This is a genomic window from Streptomyces sp. PA03-6a (assembly GCF_033792765.1).
Taxonomy (GTDB): domain Bacteria; phylum Actinomycetota; class Actinomycetes; order Streptomycetales; family Streptomycetaceae; genus Actinacidiphila.
On sequence record NZ_JARAVK010000054.1, the window covers coordinates 1 to 17936 of the forward strand.

17 protein-coding genes are annotated in these 17936 nt (G+C 73.0%); 12 read left to right on the forward strand and 5 right to left on the reverse strand.

Features of this window, described 5'->3' with window-relative positions; all coding sequences use genetic code 11:
• Nucleotides 1-1853, forward strand: a 1853-nt coding sequence (locus PV350_RS15490) for a putative bifunctional diguanylate cyclase/phosphodiesterase (RefSeq protein ID WP_500334353.1), incomplete at its 5' end; no start/stop codon positions are given.
• A 30-nt stretch (nucleotides 1854-1883) separates the two neighbouring features.
• On the opposite strand, the gene PV350_RS15495 is transcribed toward PV350_RS15490, so the two are convergent.
• Complete coding sequence (locus tag PV350_RS15495) at nucleotides 1884-2693, reverse strand: alpha/beta fold hydrolase (protein WP_499515539.1); 810 nt, start codon at nucleotides 2691-2693, stop codon at nucleotides 1884-1886.
• Nucleotides 2694-2824: 131 nt separating this feature from the next.
• Between PV350_RS15495 and PV350_RS15500 the strand changes: the two genes are divergently transcribed.
• From PV350_RS15500 to PV350_RS15520, 5 genes are all read left to right on the forward strand, one after another.
• Nucleotides 2825-4168, forward strand: coding sequence for an aminotransferase-like domain-containing protein (locus PV350_RS15500; protein WP_500334355.1), 1344 nt, complete (start codon nucleotides 2825-2827; stop codon nucleotides 4166-4168).
• 135 nt (nucleotides 4169-4303) lie between these two features.
• Entirely contained in the window at nucleotides 4304-4687 is a 384-nt protein-coding gene (locus PV350_RS15505) for a hypothetical protein (protein ID WP_499515541.1), read from the forward strand.
• On the forward strand, nucleotides 4684-5670 hold the full coding sequence (locus PV350_RS15510) for a transcriptional regulator (RefSeq protein ID WP_500334357.1): 987 nt from the start codon (nucleotides 4684-4686) through the stop codon (nucleotides 5668-5670). The genes PV350_RS15505 and PV350_RS15510 overlap by 4 nt, the downstream gene beginning before the upstream one ends.
• A gap of 80 nt (nucleotides 5671-5750) precedes the next feature.
• Nucleotides 5751-6143, forward strand: a complete 393-nt coding sequence (locus tag PV350_RS15515; RefSeq protein ID WP_089223339.1) for a roadblock/LC7 domain-containing protein — start codon at nucleotides 5751-5753, stop codon at nucleotides 6141-6143.
• Nucleotides 6144-6259: 116 nt separating this feature from the next.
• Entirely contained in the window at nucleotides 6260-6634 is a 375-nt protein-coding gene (locus PV350_RS15520) for a hypothetical protein (RefSeq protein ID WP_089223338.1), read from the forward strand.
• 92 nt (nucleotides 6635-6726) lie between these two features.
• Here PV350_RS15520 and PV350_RS15525 read toward each other — a convergent pair whose 3' ends face one another.
• Both PV350_RS15525 and PV350_RS15530 read right to left on the reverse strand, forming a co-directional pair.
• The gene (locus PV350_RS15525; protein ID WP_499515543.1) at nucleotides 6727-6849 is read right to left on the reverse strand and encodes a hypothetical protein; all 123 of its coding nucleotides are present in this window, start codon (nucleotides 6847-6849) and stop codon (nucleotides 6727-6729) included.
• 190 nt (nucleotides 6850-7039) lie between these two features.
• A complete protein-coding gene (locus PV350_RS15530; protein ID WP_499515544.1) occupies nucleotides 7040-7474 on the reverse strand; it encodes a hypothetical protein in 435 nt (144 codons plus the stop codon).
• A 343-nt stretch (nucleotides 7475-7817) separates the two neighbouring features.
• Between PV350_RS15530 and PV350_RS15535 the strand changes: the two genes are divergently transcribed.
• Nucleotides 7818-8996 (forward strand): acyl-CoA dehydrogenase family protein, encoded by a 1179-nt coding sequence (locus PV350_RS15535; protein WP_499515545.1) that lies wholly within the window; start codon nucleotides 7818-7820, stop codon nucleotides 8994-8996.
• A 61-nt stretch (nucleotides 8997-9057) separates the two neighbouring features.
• On the opposite strand, the gene PV350_RS15540 is transcribed toward PV350_RS15535, so the two are convergent.
• Nucleotides 9058-9495 carry a hypothetical protein gene (locus PV350_RS15540; protein WP_499515546.1) on the reverse strand — a complete coding sequence of 146 codons (438 nt, stop codon included), beginning with the start codon at nucleotides 9493-9495 and terminating at the stop codon, nucleotides 9058-9060.
• Between the two features lie 215 nt (nucleotides 9496-9710).
• On the reverse strand, nucleotides 9711-10760 hold the full coding sequence (locus PV350_RS15545; protein ID WP_499515547.1) for a LacI family DNA-binding transcriptional regulator: 1050 nt from the start codon (nucleotides 10758-10760) through the stop codon (nucleotides 9711-9713).
• Between the two features lie 140 nt (nucleotides 10761-10900).
• Here PV350_RS15545 and PV350_RS15550 point away from each other — a divergent pair, with 140 nt between their 5' ends.
• Genes PV350_RS15550 through PV350_RS15570 form a run of 5 tightly spaced genes read left to right on the forward strand, consistent with a single transcriptional unit; the run spans nucleotide 10901 to nucleotide 17922 of the window.
• Nucleotides 10901-12205: an ABC transporter substrate-binding protein gene (locus PV350_RS15550; protein WP_499515548.1), complete on the forward strand. Its 1305-nt coding sequence runs from the start codon at nucleotides 10901-10903 to the stop codon at nucleotides 12203-12205.
• Nucleotides 12206-12219: 14 nt separating this feature from the next.
• Nucleotides 12220-13149 (forward strand): carbohydrate ABC transporter permease, encoded by a 930-nt coding sequence (locus PV350_RS15555; RefSeq protein WP_500334361.1) that lies wholly within the window; start codon nucleotides 12220-12222, stop codon nucleotides 13147-13149.
• On the forward strand, nucleotides 13149-13967 hold the full coding sequence (locus tag PV350_RS15560; RefSeq protein ID WP_499515550.1) for a carbohydrate ABC transporter permease: 819 nt from the start codon (nucleotides 13149-13151) through the stop codon (nucleotides 13965-13967). The genes PV350_RS15555 and PV350_RS15560 overlap by 1 nt, the downstream gene beginning before the upstream one ends.
• Before the next feature lie 47 nt (nucleotides 13968-14014).
• Complete coding sequence (locus PV350_RS15565) at nucleotides 14015-16312, forward strand: beta-xylosidase/alpha-l-arabinosidase (RefSeq protein WP_500334386.1); 2298 nt, start codon at nucleotides 14015-14017, stop codon at nucleotides 16310-16312.
• Nucleotides 16309-17922 carry a glycoside hydrolase family 43 protein gene (locus tag PV350_RS15570; RefSeq protein ID WP_499515552.1) on the forward strand — a complete coding sequence of 538 codons (1614 nt, stop codon included), beginning with the start codon at nucleotides 16309-16311 and terminating at the stop codon, nucleotides 17920-17922. Before PV350_RS15565 ends, PV350_RS15570 begins: the two co-directional genes overlap by 4 nt.
• Nucleotides 17923-17936: the final 14 nt, after the last annotated feature.

The window sequence follows — 17936 nt, forward strand, 5'->3', positions numbered from 1 at the left end:
GACCCGCCCTGTTCCCCGAGGACGGCCGCACCCGCTGCAACCGCCTGCAGCACTGGGTGGCCGCCGGGTACGCCCGCGCCCTGCAGGAACGCACGCGGACCGAGCAGGAGGCCCTCTCCAAGGCGGCGCTCGCCGCCCGGGCCGCCACCGAGCAGGCCCTGCACGAGAGCGAGGTCCGCTTCCGGGCGGTCTTCCAGGACGCCTCCATAGGCATCGGCATCGCCGACATGGACGGCCGCATCCTGGACGTCAACGCCGCCCTCACCACCATGTTCGGCGGCCTGGAACGGCACATCCGCAGCAGGAACGTCTACGACTGGGCGCACCCCGACGACGCCCCCGAGGTCTGGGAGATGCAGCGCCAGCTCAACCGGGGCGAGCGCGACCACTACCGCATCGAGAAGGCCTACTACCGGCCCGACGGCACCGCGCTGTGGACCAACCTGACGGTCTCCCTGCTGCGCGACGCCGGCGGGACCCCGCAGTACATGCTCGCGCTGATGGAGGACATCACCGAGGAGCGCCTGCTCAGCGAGCGGCTGCGGCACGAGGCGACCCACGACGCGCTCACCGGCCTGGCCAACCGCAACCTCTTCTTCGAGCGCCTGGAGCAGACGCTGAACGGCCCCGAGGGCGTGGGCGTCGGCGTCTGCTACCTCGACCTGGACGGCTTCAAGGACGTCAACGACAGCCTCGGCCACGCCATCGGCGACCGGCTCCTGGTCGCCGTCGCCGAACGCCTCCAGGCCTGCGTCACCTCGCCCGACCAGCTCGTGGCCCGCATCGGCGGGGACGAGTTCGCCGCACTGGTCGTCAACCCCGCCAGCCGCGCCGACATCACCGGCCTCGCCGACCTGATCCTGGCCGCGCTGGCCGACCCGATCCGGGTGGACGGCCGCGAGCTGTCCGTACGGTGCAGCATCGGCATCGTCGAGGGCCAGGCCGGCTCCCTGGGCCCCGCCGAGGTGCTGCGCAGCGCCGACATCACGATGTACCGGGCCAAGGCCGCGGGCGGGAACCGCTTCGAGCTGGCCGACCCCGACTCCGACGCGCGCGCCATCACCCGGCACGGGCTGACCAACCGGCTGCCGACGGCCCTGGAGCGCGGCGAGTTCTTCATCGAGTACCAGCCCCTGGTACGGCTCGGCGACGGCAGCGTCCGCGGCGCCGAGGCACTGGTGCGCTGGTGCCATCCGGTGCACGGGATCCTCGGTCCGGACCAGTTCATCCCGCTCGCCGAGAGCACCGGGCTGATCGTGCCGCTCGGCCACTGGGTGCTGCAGCAGGCCGCCTGGCAGGCCCGGGACTGGCAGTTCCCGCGCAGCGACGGCCACCCGCTGCGGATCAACGTCAACCTCTCCCCGGCCCAGCTCGGCCACCCCGGCCTCGTCCCGGAGACCCTCGCGGTGATCAAGGACGCCGGGCTGGAGCCGACCGCGCTGTGCCTGGAGGTCACCGAGAGCGCCTTCATCGGCGCCGACGAGGAACTGCTGCGCCCGTTGCGGGAGTTCGCCGAGCTCGGCATGGCCATCGCCCTCGACGACTTCGGCACCGGTTACTCCAACCTCGCCTCGCTGCGCCGGCTGCCCATCACCACGCTCAAGCTCGACCGCTCCTTCACGCGCGGGATGCAGCAGCAGCAGGCCGACCCGGTGGACGTGAAGATCGTGGAGATCGTCGTCGACCTGGCGCACACCCTCGGGCTGTCGGTGACGGTGGAGGGCGTTGAGACCGGCACCCAGGCCGAGCACCTGCGCGCGCTGGGCTGCGACACCGCGCAGGGCTGGTACTACGCGAGGCCCGGCCCGCCCGACCGCCTCCACTCGCTCTCGCTGGTCGACACCACGCCCTGAGCACGCGGGCGGGGCACGGCGCCCACCGGCTCAGGGACGCACGTCGAGGACGTCGAGGAACCGCCGCAGAGCGTCGTTGAACTCCTCGGGCCGCTCCAGGTTCGGCAGGTGCCCGGCGTCCTCGACGACCACGAGCCGCGAGCCGCGGACGGCCGCGTGCATGGCCTCGGCCTCGGCGACGGGGGTGTAGACGTCGTCCCGGCCGACCACGATCAGCGTGGGCACCCGGACCGCGGTCAGCACGGTCCCGTAGCCGGGCCGCCGGGCCCGGCCGCGCAGGGCCGCCGCGGCGCCCTCGGGGGAGGTGCCGCGCATCATCCGCAGCACGTGCGCGGCCACTTCTGGGAGCGCGGTCACGTTGCGGGGCGTGATCATCCGGTCGAGCACCTCGCCGGCGTAGCCGGCCATGCCCTCGGCCAGCAGCCGCTCCGCCATCGCGTCCCGGGCCCGCCTCCCCTCCGCCGTCTCGGCGCCGGGGAAGGTGTCGGCGAGCACGAGCCCGGCCACCCGGCCGGGGAACAGCCGCTGGAACTCCATGACGATCTGACCGCCCATCGACAGCCCGCCGACGACGGCCTCCGGCACGCCCAGGCGGTCCATCAGGGCGGCGATGTCGCGGGCGAAGGTCTCCAGCGGGGTGACCCCCGGGACGACCTCGCTCGCGCCGTAGCCGCGCAGGTCCGGCACGACCACCCGGCGGCCGGCCGCCGCCGCGGGGACCTGCGGGGCCCACATCGAGCGGTCGAAGGGATGGCCGTGCACCAGCACCAGGGGGGTGCCGGGCCCGTCCCCCTCGTCGTCGTACGCCAGTGTGACGCCGTTGACCTGTGCCGTCGCCAAGGGGATCTCCTCGTCTCGCATACTCCCCTTCCCGCAGGGGAGTTGACCGCGATGCTAGGTTCCCCTCCGCGCTCGGTGCAATAGCATCTTTGCTCTCGGTGCAATAGGGGAATCGCTCCACGGGAGGAACAGTGAGGGACGACTACCGCGCGGTCGCCGACGCCGTGGCGGCCGACATCGCCGCCGCACGGCTGCGCCCCGGCGACCGGCTCGTACCGCAGCGGACCTTCGCGCGGCAGCGCGGCATCGCCAACTCCACGGCGATCCGCGTCTACGCCGAACTCGCCCGCCGCGGCCTGGTCGTGGGCGAGGTGGGGCGCGGCACCTTCGTGCGTGCCGCATCGCCCGCCACGGGGCCCGCCCTCGCCGAGCCGGCACCCCAGCGGATCGACCTGGAGCTGAACCACCCCGTCGCCGAGGGCCAGTCGCAGCTGCTCGCCCCCGGGCTCGCAGCGCTGCAGCGCCCCGACGTCCTCGGCGCCGCGCTGCGCCCGCTGACGGCCGCGGGCAGCCCGGCCGCGCGCGACGCCTTCGCCGAACTGCTCGCCCGCACCGGCCCACGCCCCGACCCCGGGCGGCTGCTCTTCGCGGGCAACGGACGCCAGGCCATCGCCGCCGCCCTGGCCGCGCTCGTCCCGCCCGGCGGCCGGCTCGCCGTGGAGGCGCTCACCTACCCCGTGGTCAAGGCGCTCGCCACACGGCTCGGGATCGCCCTCGTCCCCGTCGCCTGCGACGAGCACGGCATGCGTCCCGACGCCCTCGCGGAACTGCACCGGGCCGCCCCGCTGCACGCGCTCTACACCCAGCCCACCCTGCACAATCCGCTCGGCGTCACCATGCCGGAGGGCCGCCGGGCCGAACTCGCCGACACCCTCGGCCGGCTGGGCCTGCACGCCGTCGAGGACGCGGTCTGGGCATTCCTCGCCGCGGACGCCCCGCCGCCGCTCGCGGCGTTCGCCCCCGACCGTGTGGTCCTGGTCGACAGCCTCTCCAAGCGGCTCGCCCCCGGGCTCACCGCCGGCGTCGCGGTCACTCCGCGGGAGCTATCCGCCCCGGTTTCCGCGGCCTTGCGCTCGGCGGGCACGGCGGCCTCCGGTTTCGCGCTGGCCGCCGCCTGCCGGTGGATCGCCGACGGCGCCGTGGACGCGGTGGTGGCGGCCAAGCGGCGCGACGCGGCCGCGCGGGCCCGCATCGCCGCCGAGCGCCTCGCCGGGTTCTCGGTCACGGCGGATCCGCGTGCCTGCTTCTGCTGGTGGCGGCTGCCCGGGCCCTGGCGCGCCGACACCTTCGTCGCGGCCGCCGCCCGGCAGGGCATCGCCGTCACCCCCGCGGCCGCCTTCGCCGCGGGCCGCGGCAGTGCGCCGCACGCCGTACGGATCGGCCTCGCCTCGCCGTCCCCGCAGGTCCTGGGCGACGCGCTGGGCGTCCTCGCACGGATCGCCAGGGGCGGTCCCGAGGACAATTGCGCCGACTGATCACAAGGGGCGGCGAATCCTAGCGAGTCGCCCGCACATGCCTCCGGAAAATGCCCCAACTCACCTTTTTCGCGTACGGGATGAGTAACGTTCCGTGCTGTTCCGTATACCAGAAGTGGCGGCGAAGGGGTGCGCGTGCCCGGCATAGACGAGTGCCTTTCCGAGGCGCTGGCGATTCCCGGTGTGCTCGGGGCGAGCGTGGTCGACTGGAGCAGCGGCCTGCTCCTCGGGGCGGTCGGGCAGGAGCCGGGACACGGTCACGAGGCGGCCGCCGCGGACACCACCGAGGCGGCGCGGGCGGTCGTGGAGGGCGGCACCTTCACCGCGAAGGAGTCCGGAAGGGTGCCGGTCGAGGACATCATCATCACCGCCCCGGGGAGTTACCACCTCATCCGCTTCCTCGACACCTCCTTCGACAGCGACGTCATCCTCTACCTGTGGCTGGACCGGTCGATGGCCAACCTTGCCGTCGCACGGCTCGGGCTGCAGTCCATCGCCGAGCGGCTGGTGCTCGTATGACGGGCACGGAGGCGGGGCGGCCGGCACTGGCCGTGCGCGGTCTACCCCGGCGCATTCCGGCGCGCGGCAGCGCGCCGGCCCAGGTCCGCGCCGGGGTGGTGGGCGCGTACGCCTTCACCGCCGCACTGGCCCGGCTCGCGGAGGCGGGGGCCAGCGGGGCCCTGTACGGATCGGCGGGGGCGGTCTACCTGCGCGACGGGGCGATCGTCCACGCCGAGAGCCCCTGCGCCCCCGACCTCGGGGTACGGCTCATGGCCTGCGGGCTGCTCTCCCCGGACCAGTGGCGCGAGGCGGTCACCACCGCGAGCGCCGAGCGCGGCGTCGGCGGACACCTCGTCGACAGCGGGCGGGTGGCCCGCGGGGAGCTCGAGCTGTGCCACCTGCTGGCGCTCTTCGACGCCGCCTACTTCACCCTGCTGCCCGACTCGGAACCGGACCGGTTCCAGCCGGGTGCCACCTCCCGGCTGGGTCCCATCTCCCGGCCGGTCCCCGCCCAGCGCGTGGCCAGGGAGGCGCAGCGCCGCCGCGCGCAACTGGAGCGGGCCTGGCCGTGGGACGACACCGACGCCGGCCCCGTCGTCCCCCGCTCCGAGGGCGAGGCGCGGGGCGGCCGGGCCAGGGCCCCCACGCCCGCCCAGCAGGCGGTGCTGGCGGCGGCGGACGGATCCCGTACGCCGGTCCAGATCGCCTGGCACCTGGGACGTTCCGCCTTCGCGACCCTGCTGGACGTCCGTCGGCTGGCCGCGACCGGCCGGATCAGCATGCCGGTCCGCGCCCAGGCACCCGCGGCTCCGGCGCGCCCAGCGCCCGCGCCGGTGCCGCCCGCGCCGGTGCCGCCCGCGCCGGTGCCGCCCGCGCCGCTGCCACCGGTGGCGCCCACGCCCTTCGCCCACGGCGGGCCGCAGCCGGCGGTCCTGTCGTCCTCCGATCCCTCAGTCGCCCTGTTGCTACGACTTCGTGCCGCCCTGGAGGCCCGCCTGTGAGCGCCCTGCCGACCCGCCCGGCGCCCGCCGAACGACCGTGGAGGAAGGCTCTGCGGCAGCTCGCCGGAAGGAGACAGCTGGTGGCACTCGAAGCCGATGTACTGGCCGAACTCCGGAGCCTGCGGGCGAGGGTGCCGCACCTTACGGGCGGGCTCGTCGCCAGCGTCGACGGCCTGGTCGTCGCGCACGACCTGAGCGGGCCGGAACCGGAGGGGGTCGCCGCGCTGACCGCCGCGGCACTGGGCGTGGCGGCCCGCATCACGGAGGCCACCGAATGCGGCGGCTTCCGGGAACTGCTCGTCAGGGGCGACCGCGGGTACATCGCCGCGTACGCCGCCGGCGGGGCCATGGCCCTCGCCCTGGTGGCGGGACCCGGCTCCAACGTGGGCCGCCTGCACCTGGAGGCACGCCGGTCCAGTCGACGGATCGAGGATCTCGTCGACCTCGCGCTCCAACGTCAGGAGCGGAAATGACCGCAGGACCCAGCTCATCAGCCGACAAGCCGTCGGGCACCGCACGCGGCCGCGCCGTTACCGGACCCAGGCATTCGTCACGTCAGAGAACTCAACGACAAGGAAGTGAGACCGCAATGGCCAACACCGAGACCGCGCTGAAGGATGTAATGACGTCGATCGAGGGCGTCCTGGGCGTCGCTCTCGTGGACTACGGCAGCGGCATGGCCCTGGGTACCCTCGGGGGCTCCAAGGACCTCGACCTGACCGTCGCGGCCGCGGGCAACACCGACGTGGTCCGCGCCAAGATGCGCACCATGGAGATGCTCAACCTCAAGGAGCACATCGAGGACATCCTGATCACGCTCAACACCCAGATCCACATGATCCGGCTGCTGACCGGCCGCTCGGGCAAGGGGCTGTTCCTCTACGTGGCGCTGGACAAGGACCGGGCGAACCTGGCGATGGCCCGCCACCAGCTCAGGCGCATCGAAGCCGACCTGGAGGTCTGACCCGCCCCCCCCACGAGCCCGCGGCCGAGGGCGGCCCGGCACATGAGGCGCAGGCCGACGTGTGCCGGGCCCCGCCCTGCCGCGGCCGGGGGTCACGCGGCCCCGGCGACCGGCAGGCGTGCGGCGAACATGCGCTCCACGGCGCTCCGTTCGGCCTCGTCCGGCTGGATGCTGCGGCACGAGGTGCCGGCGGTGCGACGGGGGATGCGGGGCATGGGGAGGCTCCCTGCGGGGGCGGGTGCGTGCAGGTCCCGCCGGTCGGCAGGTCGCGCACACGCCTCCAGTAGGCTTCGGCCGTCGGTGCACGTCACGTCGCTGATGTTCGGGACTTGACGGTGCGGTCCGACCGGCGGCCGCGCTTGCGGAGCGCCGCGGAGGGCGACGGGGCGGGGCCTTCCCGGCCCGCTAGCGGCTCGTGGCGGACGCGGGTGCCGAGGGCGACGCGGCGGAGTGGCCGCCGTGGTGCGCCCCCTCCTCGACCCTGCCGCCCAGCTTCTCGCGCACCGGCGCCAGCGCCTCGGGATCCGCCTCCACCACCCAGCGCTCCCCGATCAGGTAGGAGCCGCCGTACGGCTCCGCCTCCTCCAGCCACGACTTCTGGCCGGCCTCGCTGGTGAAGGTGAGCATCACATAGGCACCGCGTGCCGTCGTGCACGCCCCCTGGCGCAGTTCCTTCACGTCGGTCTGCAGCTGCGGGGTGCACCCGACGGCCTCGCCGATCCGCTCCAGGGCGACCGGACCGCCCGCCGCATCCGTGTCCTGGCCGCCGCAGCCCGCCACCGCCAGCGCGACGACCGCCACCGCGGCCACCTTCGGGCCCCACGCACGGAACACGGACACCGGCATCACCTTTCCTCGACTCCTGGCGCGGGCGACACACGCCCCGCACGCGCACCGCGCGCGGGACGACGCTAACCCGAACGGCCCCATGACCTGTACAGCCTTGCGAAAAGCCCGCCCACGGGCGCGCGGTATGAAAAAATCCGCCGCCGCACGCTCCGGAGGGCCTGGCACCCCGTGACTCCGACACCTCCGATCGGGCATACTCCAACGCGCCGAAGCCGCAGGTCGGACCATGCCGTGACCCGGCAGGAGACCATCGGTCTACGGTCGACAACCCGGTAGCGCCGCCACACCCTGTGCGGACGCCGCCGCAGCGCCCGACAGGGAGGAGAGTGCCGCCATGTCCCACGACGGCCTTCAGCCGGTGGACCGACAGCTTCCCACCGAGGAGGCCCGCGACCTGCTCGCGCTCGTACGCGAGCTGGCCCAGCGGGAGATCAAGCCCAAGGCGGCCGAGGAGGAGGACGCGGGCGTCTTCCCGCGCGAGGTCTTCCGCCTCATCGGCGAGGCGGGGCTGCTCGGACTGCCCTACCCGGAGGAGTACGGCGGCGGTGGCCAGCCGTACGAGGTCTACCTGCAGGTCCTGGAGGAACTGGCGGCGGCGCGGCTGACCGTCGGTCTCGGGGTGAGCGTGCACACCCTGGCCTGCCACGCGGTCGCCCAGTTCGGCAGCAAGGAGCAGCGCACCGAGCACCTGCCGGCCATGCTCGGCGGCTCCCTGCTCGGTGCCTACAGCCTTTCCGAGCCCTCCTCCGGCTCCGACGCCGCGTCCCTGCGGACCCGTGCCACCCGCGAGGGCGACGCGTGGCGGATCGAAGGCACCAAGGCGTGGATCACCCACGGCGGTGTCGCGGACTTCTACACGGTGCTGGCCCGCAGCGGCGCCGAGGGCCCGCGCGGCATCACCGCGTACCTGGTGCCCGGCGACGCGGAGGGCCTGACCGCGGCGGTCCCGGAGAAGAAGATGGGCATGAAGGGTTCGCCCACGGCCCAGGTCCACTTCGACGGCGTGACCGTCCCCGACAGCCGCCGCGTCGGCGACGAGGGCCAGGGCTTCACCATCGCGCTGGCCGCGCTCGACTCCGGCCGCCTCGGCATCGCCGCCTGCGCCATCGGCGTCGCCCAGGCCGCGCTCGACGAGGCGCTCGCGTACGGGATGACCCGGCAGCAGTTCGGCCGTCCCGTCGTGGACTTCCAGGGGCTGCGCTTCATGATCGCCGACATGGCCACCAAGATCGAGGCCGGCCGGGCGCTGTACCTCGCGGCCGCCCGGCTGCGGGACGCGGGCCGGCCGTTCTCCCGGCAGGCGGCCATGGCCAAGCTGTTCTGCACGGACGCCGCGATGCAGGTGACCACGGACGCGGTGCAGCTGCTCGGGGGCTACGGCTACACCGCCGACTTCCCCGTCGAGCGGTACATGCGCGAGGCCAAGGTGCTGCAGATCGTCGAGGGCACCAACCAGATCCAGCGCATGGTGATCGCCCGCAGCCTCGCAGGCCCGGAGAGCAAGGAGCGCTGAGACGGTCGTGCCGCGCCGCCCGGCGGGGGCGGCGCGGCACCGTGCGTACGGTGGGCGCGGGTCAGGCCGCGCGCTGGAACGGCACGCGGATCGGCTGCGAACCGGGTCCGCCCACGTGGGAGAAGGGCTGCGTGCGCCAGTCCAGCCCGGCGGGGAGCGTCAGCAGCGCGCCCCACTCCGTGTCGTCGTCCCGGGCGTCGCCGGGGGCCGGCGAGGCCTCGGCGGTGGCACGCCCCGAGCCGGGGCAGACCGTCAGCCCGAAGGGGTTCCACGGCGAGGCGCACAGTGCGTGCTGCGGCAGGACGTCCTCGTCGGTGAAGAGCGCGATCGGGCGGGCACAGTCGGGGCAGTGCACCCGGAAGATCTCAAAGCCTTCGTCGTCGAAGGCGTCTTCGGCGTCGTCCGCCGTCAGCAGCTCGAACGGCTCGCGACGTTCGTGCTCCTCCTCGAGCGCCACCAGCGTGCGTTCGCCGCGGCTGTGTCGTGCATGGGTGCGCATGGGTGCATCTCCCCCTCAGAAGAACGCCCACCAGCGGGGCAGACCGGGCTCTCGGCCTCGGCCATAGCGAGCATTTCCCGCCACCCGCCCGCGGTAATCACCGCCACTCCGAAAGGCGTTGACATCGGGTGTGGCCTTCGTCACACCGTCGTCCGCGAGGGTGCCCCGCGCCCCCGCCGGCGATGCCGTGCGCCTGCTCCGCGCCCTTCCGGGGGTCAGTCCCCGCGCGTCGCCCCGGCGTCGCGCGGCGGTGCCGTGCTCTTCCTGACGACCAGTCTGACGCCCAGCTCCATACGGGTGTTGCTCTTGTCGCCGACCTCGTCGGGCTGGGACAGCCGGAGCAGCATCCGGGCGGCCTCCTCGGCCATCTCGACCAGCGGCTGGTTGACGGTGGTGAGCGACGGGCTCGCCCACTGGGCGAGCGGGATGTCGTCGTAGCCCACCACGGACAGGTCGCGCGGCACCTGCAGACCCTTGACCCGGGCCGCCTCCAGGACGCCGAGCGCCTGCAGGTCGCTGCCGGCGAAGATGGCGGTCGGCGGGTCGGGCCGCTCCAGCAGGGCGATGGCCCCGTCGTGCCCGCCCTGGACGTGGAAGTCCCCGTAGCGGATCAGGTCGTTGTCGACGGTGAGCCCCGCCATGCCCATGGCCGAGCGGAAGCCGTCCAGGCGGGCCAGGGAGCAGAGCATGTCGTCGGGCCCGGTGATGATGCCGATGCGGCGGTGGCCGAGGTCGATGAGGTGCCGGGTGGCCGCGACGCCGCCGGCCCAGTTCGCCGAGCCCACGGACGGGACGTCGGGTTCGGGGTCGCCGGCCGGGTCGATGATCACGAAGTTGATGGCCCGTGAGCGCAGCTTGCGCTTGATGTCGTCGGGCAGCGAGGAGAAGACCAGGACGACGCCGAGCGGCCGGCGGCGCAGCACGCCCTCGATCCACTCGGGGCCGGGGGCGTGGCGGGTGCCGCTCTCGGTGAGCACCACGCTCATGTTGCGGCTCTTGGCGACGTTCTCCACGCCCCGGATGAGCTCCATCGCCCAGACGCTCTCGAGCTCGTGGAAGACGATCTCGATCAGCCGCGACTCGGGCTGGGTGGGGGAGGGGCGCTGGTAGCCGTTCGCCTCCAGGAGGCGCTCGACCTTGCTCCGGGTCGGCGCGGCCACATCGGGACGTCCGTTGAGCACCTTCGAAACTGTCGAAAGTGACACGCCCGCTTTCGAAGCCACGTCGGCCAGGGTGATACGGCCCTCGGTCTCATCATCACGCATGCGGCACAGGATAGAGCACCGCCATTCGGTAACGGTTTGGTCGCGTCAATTCCACGCTGTTGACCCCGGCGAAGAGGGAGCCTACGGTCCGTCGTCAGGCGAATTTCGGCAAAGCGGCCGAAACTTTCGAGAGGTCGATCATGAAGAAGCGTGCGTGGTTCCCCCGTGCCGTCGCCGGCGGCGCGACACTGGCACTGGGCCTGACCCTGACCGCCTGCGGCGGTGATGGCGCCTCCGCGGGGGGCGATTCCGGGACGATTCACGTCCTCGTGTACGGCGACTCCGCGAACAAGGTGGAGAAGGCGATCGTCGCCGAGTTCAACAAGACCTCGAAGGTCAAGGCCGTCCTCGACACGGTCCCCGGTGCGGACTACCAGCAGAAGCTGCAGACCGTCATCAACACCAAGCAGGCCCCCGACGTCTTCTTCAACTGGGGTGGCGGCAGCATCCAGCCGTTCGTGAAGGCCGGTCTGCTGCTCCCGCTCGACGACTTCATCAAGAAGGACCCGGGCCTGAAGGACAACTTCCTGTCCTCGGTCTTCAACACGGCGGTCGTCGACGGCAAGTCCTACGGCGTGCCGATGCGCGGCACCCAGCCGGTGCTGATGTTCAACAACAAGAAGGTCCTCGCCGACGCCGGCGTGCAGCCCCCGCAGACCTGGGACGAGCTCATCGACGCGGTCAAGAAGCTCAAGGCCAAGGGCGTCACCCCGATCGCGCTCGGCGGCGGCGACCAGTGGCCGACGCTGATGTGGTTCGAGTACCTCTACGACCGCGTCGCCGGCCCGGAGCTGTTCACCAAGGCGCTCGGTGGCGACAAGAGCGCCTGGGAGAGCGAGGACAGCAAGAAGGCGCTGGGCATGCTCAAGGAGCTCATCGACGCCGGCGCCTTCGGCACCAACTTCGACTCGGTGAAGTTCACCGACGGCGGCTCGCCCCAGCTCCTCGCCAGCGGCAAGGCCGGCTTCGAGCTCATGGGCTCGTGGGAGTACTCCACGCAGCAGGACGCCAGCCCGGACTTCGCCAAGAACGACCTCGGCTACACCAACTTCCCGACCGTCACCGGCGGCAAGGGTGACGCCGCGAACGTCGTCGGCAACACCAACAACTTCTACTCGGTGCTGAAGAAGACCGAGCACCCGGAAGCCGTCGCGGACTTCCTCAAGCTGATGTACTCCGACGACTTCGTGAAGCAGCAGCTGGCCATCGGCAACCTGCCGACCACCACGAACACCACCAAGTTCCTCGACTCGGCCGACAACCCGGACTACCTCAAGTACCAGTTCGACCTGGTCCAGAAGGCGCCCTCGTTCCAGCTGTCGTGGGACCAGGCCTACCCGCCGTCGGGCATCACGCCGATCCACCAGGCCGTGCAGCAGTTCTTCAACGGCCAGGTCGACGCGGACGGCTTCATCAAGGCCATGCAGGCCCTGCCCACCTCCTGAGAGCGACGTCCCGCATGGTCTCCCTCGCTGCCTCCGTGACGGGCAAGCGGCAGACGCAGCGCCCGGTCGGCCGTACCATCGGCCGGCCGGGCCTCGCCTGGGCGCTCCCCGCCACGATCTTCTTCGCTCTGTTCGCCGTCGTGCCGCTGGTGCTGGTGGCGGTCCTGTCCTTCACCACCTGGAGCGGACTGGGCTCGCCCGAGTTCGCGGGCTTCGACACCTGGGTCCGGGTCTTCCAGGACCCCGTCATGATCAAGAGCCTCTGGCTGAGCGTGCTGCTCACCGTGCTGGGCGTCGTCGTCCAGACCCCGCTGAGCATCCTGCTCGGCGTGTGGGCGGCCGGTCCCCAGCGCAACCGCGCCGTGCTGTCGGCGGTCTTCTTCGTGCCGCTGCTGCTGTCCGCGACCGCCGTGTCGGTGCTGTGGCGCGCGCTGCTCGACCCGAACTTCGGTGTGCCCTCGCAGGCGCGCTGGCTGTTCGGCGACGGCAACCTCTTCGGCACGCAGACCGCCGCGATCGGCGTGCTGGTGTTCGTCAGCACCTGGCAGTTCACCCCGTTCCACGCCCTGATCTACCAGGGCGCGACCCGGGCGATCCCGCAGGTGCTCTACCAGGCCGCGCAGATCGACGGCGCCGGCACCGTACGGCAGTTCTTCCACATCACGCTGCCGCAGCTGCGCAACTCGATCATCACCTCGATGATCCTGATGATCGTCGGCGGTCTCACCACCTTCGACACGGTGCTGATCCTCACCCAGGGCGGCCCCGGCACCGACACCACCATCAGCGCCTACTACATGTACGACAAGGCCTTCAAGGGGTTCGACTTCGGCGCGGGCGCCGCGGTCGCGCTGATGCTCGTCGTCGTCGCCACCGTGATCTCGCTGATCGTCGTCCGCGTCTCCGGCTACGACAAGATGGCCGGCACCAAGGAGGGGCTCTGATGAGGCGCCGCCCCAACTACCTGGCGGGCCTGGGCGCCCTGCTGTGGCTCGCGCTGGTGGGCCTGCCGCTGTACGTCATGCTCGGCGCCACCGTGCAGACGCGCGAGGCGTACAGCGCGGGCGGCCCGCTGGCCTTCCCCCGCTCCTTCACGCTGGACAACTACGTCCAGGACTTCAGCAACGGCTTCGGGCAGTACTTCCTCAACACGGTCGTCGTCACGGTCAGCGTGGTGGCCATCGTGCTGCTGCTCGTGCCGCCGCTGGCGTTCACCATCGTCCGCAACCGGGGTCGCGGCACCTCCGGGGTGTTCCGGCTCTTCCTGCTGGGCCTGGCCATCCCCGCGCAGGCCGTGATCGTCCCGATGTTCTACGTCATCAGCAAGGCCGGGCTCTACGACAACCTCATCGGCGTCATCCTGCCGACGGCGGCGTTCTGCCTGCCGGTGTGCACGCTGATCCTGACCGGCACGATGCGCGACATCACCTCCGACCTGTTCGAGGCGATGGCCATGGACGGCGCCTCCGTCCGGCGGACCTTCTTCCAGCTCGTCCTGCCGCTGTCCGGCAGCGGACTGTCGACGATCGTCGTCTTCTCCGCCCTGCAGGCGTGGAACGGCTTCCTCTTCCCCCTCGTGCTCACCCAGTCCGAGGAGACCAAGGTGATCACGCTGGGCCTCTACAACTTCCGGACCCAGTACGGCATCAACATCCCCGGCCTGCTGGCCGCGGTGGTGCTGTCCACGATCCCCGTCCTGCTCGTCTACCTGTTCGCCCGCCGTGCCCTCGTGCAGGGGCTCATGGGCGTCGGAGGAAAGTGAACGACAACGTGACCGCCGACTCCCGCGTCGAGGCGCTGATCCGCGACATGACCCTGGGCGAGAAGATCGCCCAGCTCTACGGCGTCTGGGTCGGCGCCTCCAGCGAGGGCGCCGAAGTGGCCCCCCACCAGCACGACATGGACGAGCCGCCCCGTCTGGACGACCTCCTGCCGGACGGCCTCGGACAGCTCACCCGCCCCTTCGGCACCGTCCCCGTCGACCCCGCCCTGGGCGCGCTGTCCCTGATGCGCACCCAGCAGCGGATCGCCGGGGCCAACCGGTTCGGCATCCCGGCCATGGCCCACGAGGAGTGCCTCGCGGGCTTCGCGGCCTGGGGAGCGACCACCTACCCCGTCCCGCTGTCCTGGGGCGCCTCCTTCGACCCCGAGCTGGTCCGGGTGATGGCCGCGGCCATCGGCCGCGACATGCGCTCCGTCGGCGTCCACCAGGGTCTGGCCCCGGTCCTCGACGTCGTGCGCGACGCGCGCTGGGGCCGGGTCGAGGAGACGATCGGCGAGGACCCGTACCTCGTCGGGACCATCGCCACCGCGTACATCCAGGGCCTGGAGTCCGCGGGCATCGTGGCCACCCTGAAGCACTTCGCCGGCTACTCCGCCTCCCGCGCCGGGCGCAACCTCGCGCCGGTCAGCATGGGCCCGCGCGAGCGCGCCGACGTCGTCCTGCCGCCCTTCGAGATGGCGGTCCGGGAGAGCGGCGTCCGGTCCGTGATGCACGCGTACACCGACACCGACGGCGTCCCTTCGGCCGCCGACGAGGAACTGCTCACGGGGCTGCTCCGGGACACCTGGGGCTTCGACGGGACCGTGGTCGCCGACTACTTCGGGATCGCCTTCCTCAAGACCCTGCACGGCGTCGCGGCCGACTGGGCGGACGCCGCGGGCACCGCGCTGCACGCCGGCGTGGACGTGGAGCTCCCCACCGTCAAGACCTTCGGGCAGCCGCTGCGGGACGCCGTCGCCGCGGGCCTGGTCGACGAGAAGCTCGTGGACCGCGCGCTGCGCCGCGTCCTGACCCAGAAGGCGCAGCTCGGCCTGCTCGACCCCGGGTGGAGCCCGGTGCCGTCCGCGCTCGCCGGGGCCGACCTCACCGACCCGCAGGGCCTGCGCGGCACGGTCGACCTGAACTCCGCCGCCCACCGGGACCTGTCGCGGCGCCTCGCCGAGCGGTCCGCCGTCCTGCTGAGCAACGACGGCACCCTGCCCCTGGGGCGGCCCGCCCGCATCGCGCTCGTCGGTCCCCAGGCGCAGACCCCGACCGCCGTGCTGGGCTGCTACTCCTTCCCCGTGCACGTCGGCGCCCAGCACCCGGACACCCCGCTCGGCATCGACCTGCCCACGCTGCGCCAGGCCCTGGTGGCGGAGTTCCCCGGCTCCGAGATCGTGACCGTGGCGGGCTGCGGCGTCGATGACAGCGATGTCTCCGGCATCGCGGCGGCCGTGCGCGCGGCCCTGGACGCCGACGTGGTGGTCGCCGCGCTGGGCGACCGCGCCGGGCTCTTCGGCCGCGGCACCAGCGGCGAGGGCTGCGACGCGGAGTCGCTCACCCTGCCCGGCGTGCAGCAGCGGCTGCTCGACGCGCTCCTCGACACGGGGACGCCCGTCGTGCTCACCCTGCTGGCCGGCCGCCCGTACGCCCTCGGACGGGCCGTGGAGGAGGCCGCGGCCGTCGTCCAGACCTTCTTCCCGGGACAGGAGGGCACCCCGGCTCTGGCCGGAGTGCTGAGCGGGCGGATCAACCCGTCCGGGCGGCTGCCGGTGAGCGTGCCCCGGCACCCGGGCGTCCAGCCCTCCACCTACCTCGCCGCGCCGCTCGCGCGGGCCAGCGAGGTCTCCAACATCGACCCGGCCGCGGCCTTCGGCTTCGGCCACGGGCTGACGTACACGGCCTTCGAGTGGTCGGCGCCGCAGGTGCACGGCGGCGCCGACGGCCGGGCCGTCACCGGCACCGACGGCGAGGTCGAACTGTCCTTCACCGTCCGCAACACCGGCGGTCGCGCGGGCAGCGAGGTCGTCCAGGTCTACCTGCACGACCCGATCGCCTCCGTCGTCCAGCCGGTGCAGCGGCTCGTCGGCTACCTCCGGGTGCCGCTGGAGGCGGGCGAGGCGCGGCGCATCGGCGTCACGGTCCCCGCCGACGTCGCCGCCTTCACCGGCCGGGACGGCCGCCGCGTCGTGGAACCGGGGGAGCTGGAGGTGCGGCTGGCGGCCTCCAGCACCGACGTCCGGTTCACCGTACGGGCGGAACTCACCGGCCCGGCGCGGCAGGTGGACCACACCCGGCGGCTGCACGCGCTGGTCACCGGCGTACCGGAGGAGTCCAGGTGAGCCTGCCCGAAGGGACGGGGGAGGCGGCCGTGTCGACGGCGAACGTCGCCAACCCCGTCCTGCCGGGCTGCCATCCCGACCCGAGCGTCTGCCGGGTCGGGGCCGACTTCTACCTGGTGAACTCGACGTTCGAGTACTTCCCGGGCATCCCGGTGTTCCACAGCCGCGACCTGGTCCACTGGCGGCCGATCGGGCACGTCCTGGACCGGCCCTCGCAGGTGGACCTCGGCACCGTCGCCTCCTCCGAGGGGATCTTCGCCGCGACGATCCGGCACCACCAGGGCCGCTTCTACGTCGTGACCACCCTGGTGGGCGGCACCGGCCGGAGCGGCACCTTCGTCGTCACCGCCACCGACCCCGCCGGGCCGTGGAGCGACCCGGTGTGGCTGGACGACGCGCCCGGCATCGACCCCTCCCTGTTCTTCGACGACGACGGCCGCGCCTGGTGCACCGGCACGCGGCTCGCGGAACCGGGGGAGTGGGAGGGGCAGACCGACGTCTGGCTGCGGGAGTTCGACGCCGCGGAGCTGACCCTCACCGGCCCCGAGCACCTGCTGTGGCGCGGGGCGCTGCACGGCGCCGTGTGGGCCGAGGGGCCCCACCTGTACGCGGTGGACGGCCGCTACTACCTGCTTGCGGCGGAGGGCGGCACCGAGCACGGGCACGCCGTCAGCGTCGCCCGCGCCGACCACGTCACCGGTCCGTACACCGGGAACCCGGCCAATCCGGTGTTCACCCACCGGCACCTGGGCCGTGACTTCCCCGTCGTGGGCGTCGGCCACGCCGACCTGGTGCGCACGGCGCAGGGGCAGTGGTGGGCGGTGCTGCTGGGCAGCCGCCCGTACGGCGGGTACCACCCCAACCTCGGGCGGGAGACCTTCCTCGTCCCGGTGCGCTGGGAGGACGGCTGGCCGCTCTTCGCGCCCGGCGTCGGCACCACGCTCGGCCCGTTCCGTCCGCCCGCGGTCGCCGGGTCCCCTCATGATCCCCACCCGGAGCCGGTGCGCGACGACTTCGACGGCCCACGGCTGGACCCGCGGTGGAACCAGGTGCGCACCGGGGAACCCTTCTGGTCGCTCACCGGACGTCCCGGCTCGCTGCGGCTGCCGCTCGGGCCCTCCACGCTCGCCGACGCCGGCACCCCCTGCTTCCTGGGCCGGCGCCAGCAGCACCAGGAGGTCAGCGTGTCCGCGCTCCTCGACGTGGCGCCCGGGACGCCGCAGGAGTGGGCGGGGCTCGCCGTCCGCCAGTCCGAGGCGGACCATCTGGTGCTCGCGGTGGCCGGTGACGGGCGCGGCGGCCGCCGCGTGCTCGCCGCGGTCCGGACACGGGGCGAGCAACACCTGCTCGCACAGGCACCGTTGCCCGCTGGCCCGGTGGTCCTGCGCATCCACGCCGAGGGCCAGCGCTACGGGCTGCGCTACGCCCCCGCCGGCGCCGGGCCCGAGGCGGAGGCCGAACTGACCTCCGTGGACGGCGGATTCCTCAGCTCGCCCCGCGCGGGCGGCTTCCTCGGCGTCTGGCTCGGCCCGTACGCCACCGCCCACGGCGCCTCCTCCACCGCCGTCGCCGACATCGACTGGTTCGACTACCGGCCTCTCGCCCCCTGACCACGGAGCCGACG

Bases quoted from the DNA above. Each gene is read 5' to 3' on its own strand.
- PV350_RS15525 (WP_499515543.1), bottom strand. From the start codon at position 6,849: ATGCCCCGCATCCCCCGTCGCACCGCCGGCACCTCGTGCCGCAGCATC.
- PV350_RS15555 (WP_500334361.1), top strand. From the start codon at position 12,220: ATGGTCTCCCTCGCTGCCTCCGTGACGGGCAAGCGGCAGACGCAGCGC.
- PV350_RS15535 (WP_499515545.1), top strand. From the start codon at position 7,818: ATGTCCCACGACGGCCTTCAGCCGGTGGACCGACAGCTTCCCACCGAG.
- PV350_RS15545 (WP_499515547.1), bottom strand. From the start codon at position 10,760: ATGCGTGATGATGAGACCGAGGGCCGTATCACCCTGGCCGACGTGGCT.
- PV350_RS15550 (WP_499515548.1), top strand. From the start codon at position 10,901: ATGAAGAAGCGTGCGTGGTTCCCCCGTGCCGTCGCCGGCGGCGCGACA.
- PV350_RS15520 (WP_089223338.1), top strand. From the start codon at position 6,260: ATGGCCAACACCGAGACCGCGCTGAAGGATGTAATGACGTCGATCGAG.
- PV350_RS15510 (WP_500334357.1), top strand. From the start codon at position 4,684: ATGACGGGCACGGAGGCGGGGCGGCCGGCACTGGCCGTGCGCGGTCTA.
- PV350_RS15540 (WP_499515546.1), bottom strand. From the start codon at position 9,495: ATGCGCACCCATGCACGACACAGCCGCGGCGAACGCACGCTGGTGGCG.
- PV350_RS15565 (WP_500334386.1), top strand. From the start codon at position 14,015: ATGACCCTGGGCGAGAAGATCGCCCAGCTCTACGGCGTCTGGGTCGGC.
- PV350_RS15560 (WP_499515550.1), top strand. From the start codon at position 13,149: ATGAGGCGCCGCCCCAACTACCTGGCGGGCCTGGGCGCCCTGCTGTGG.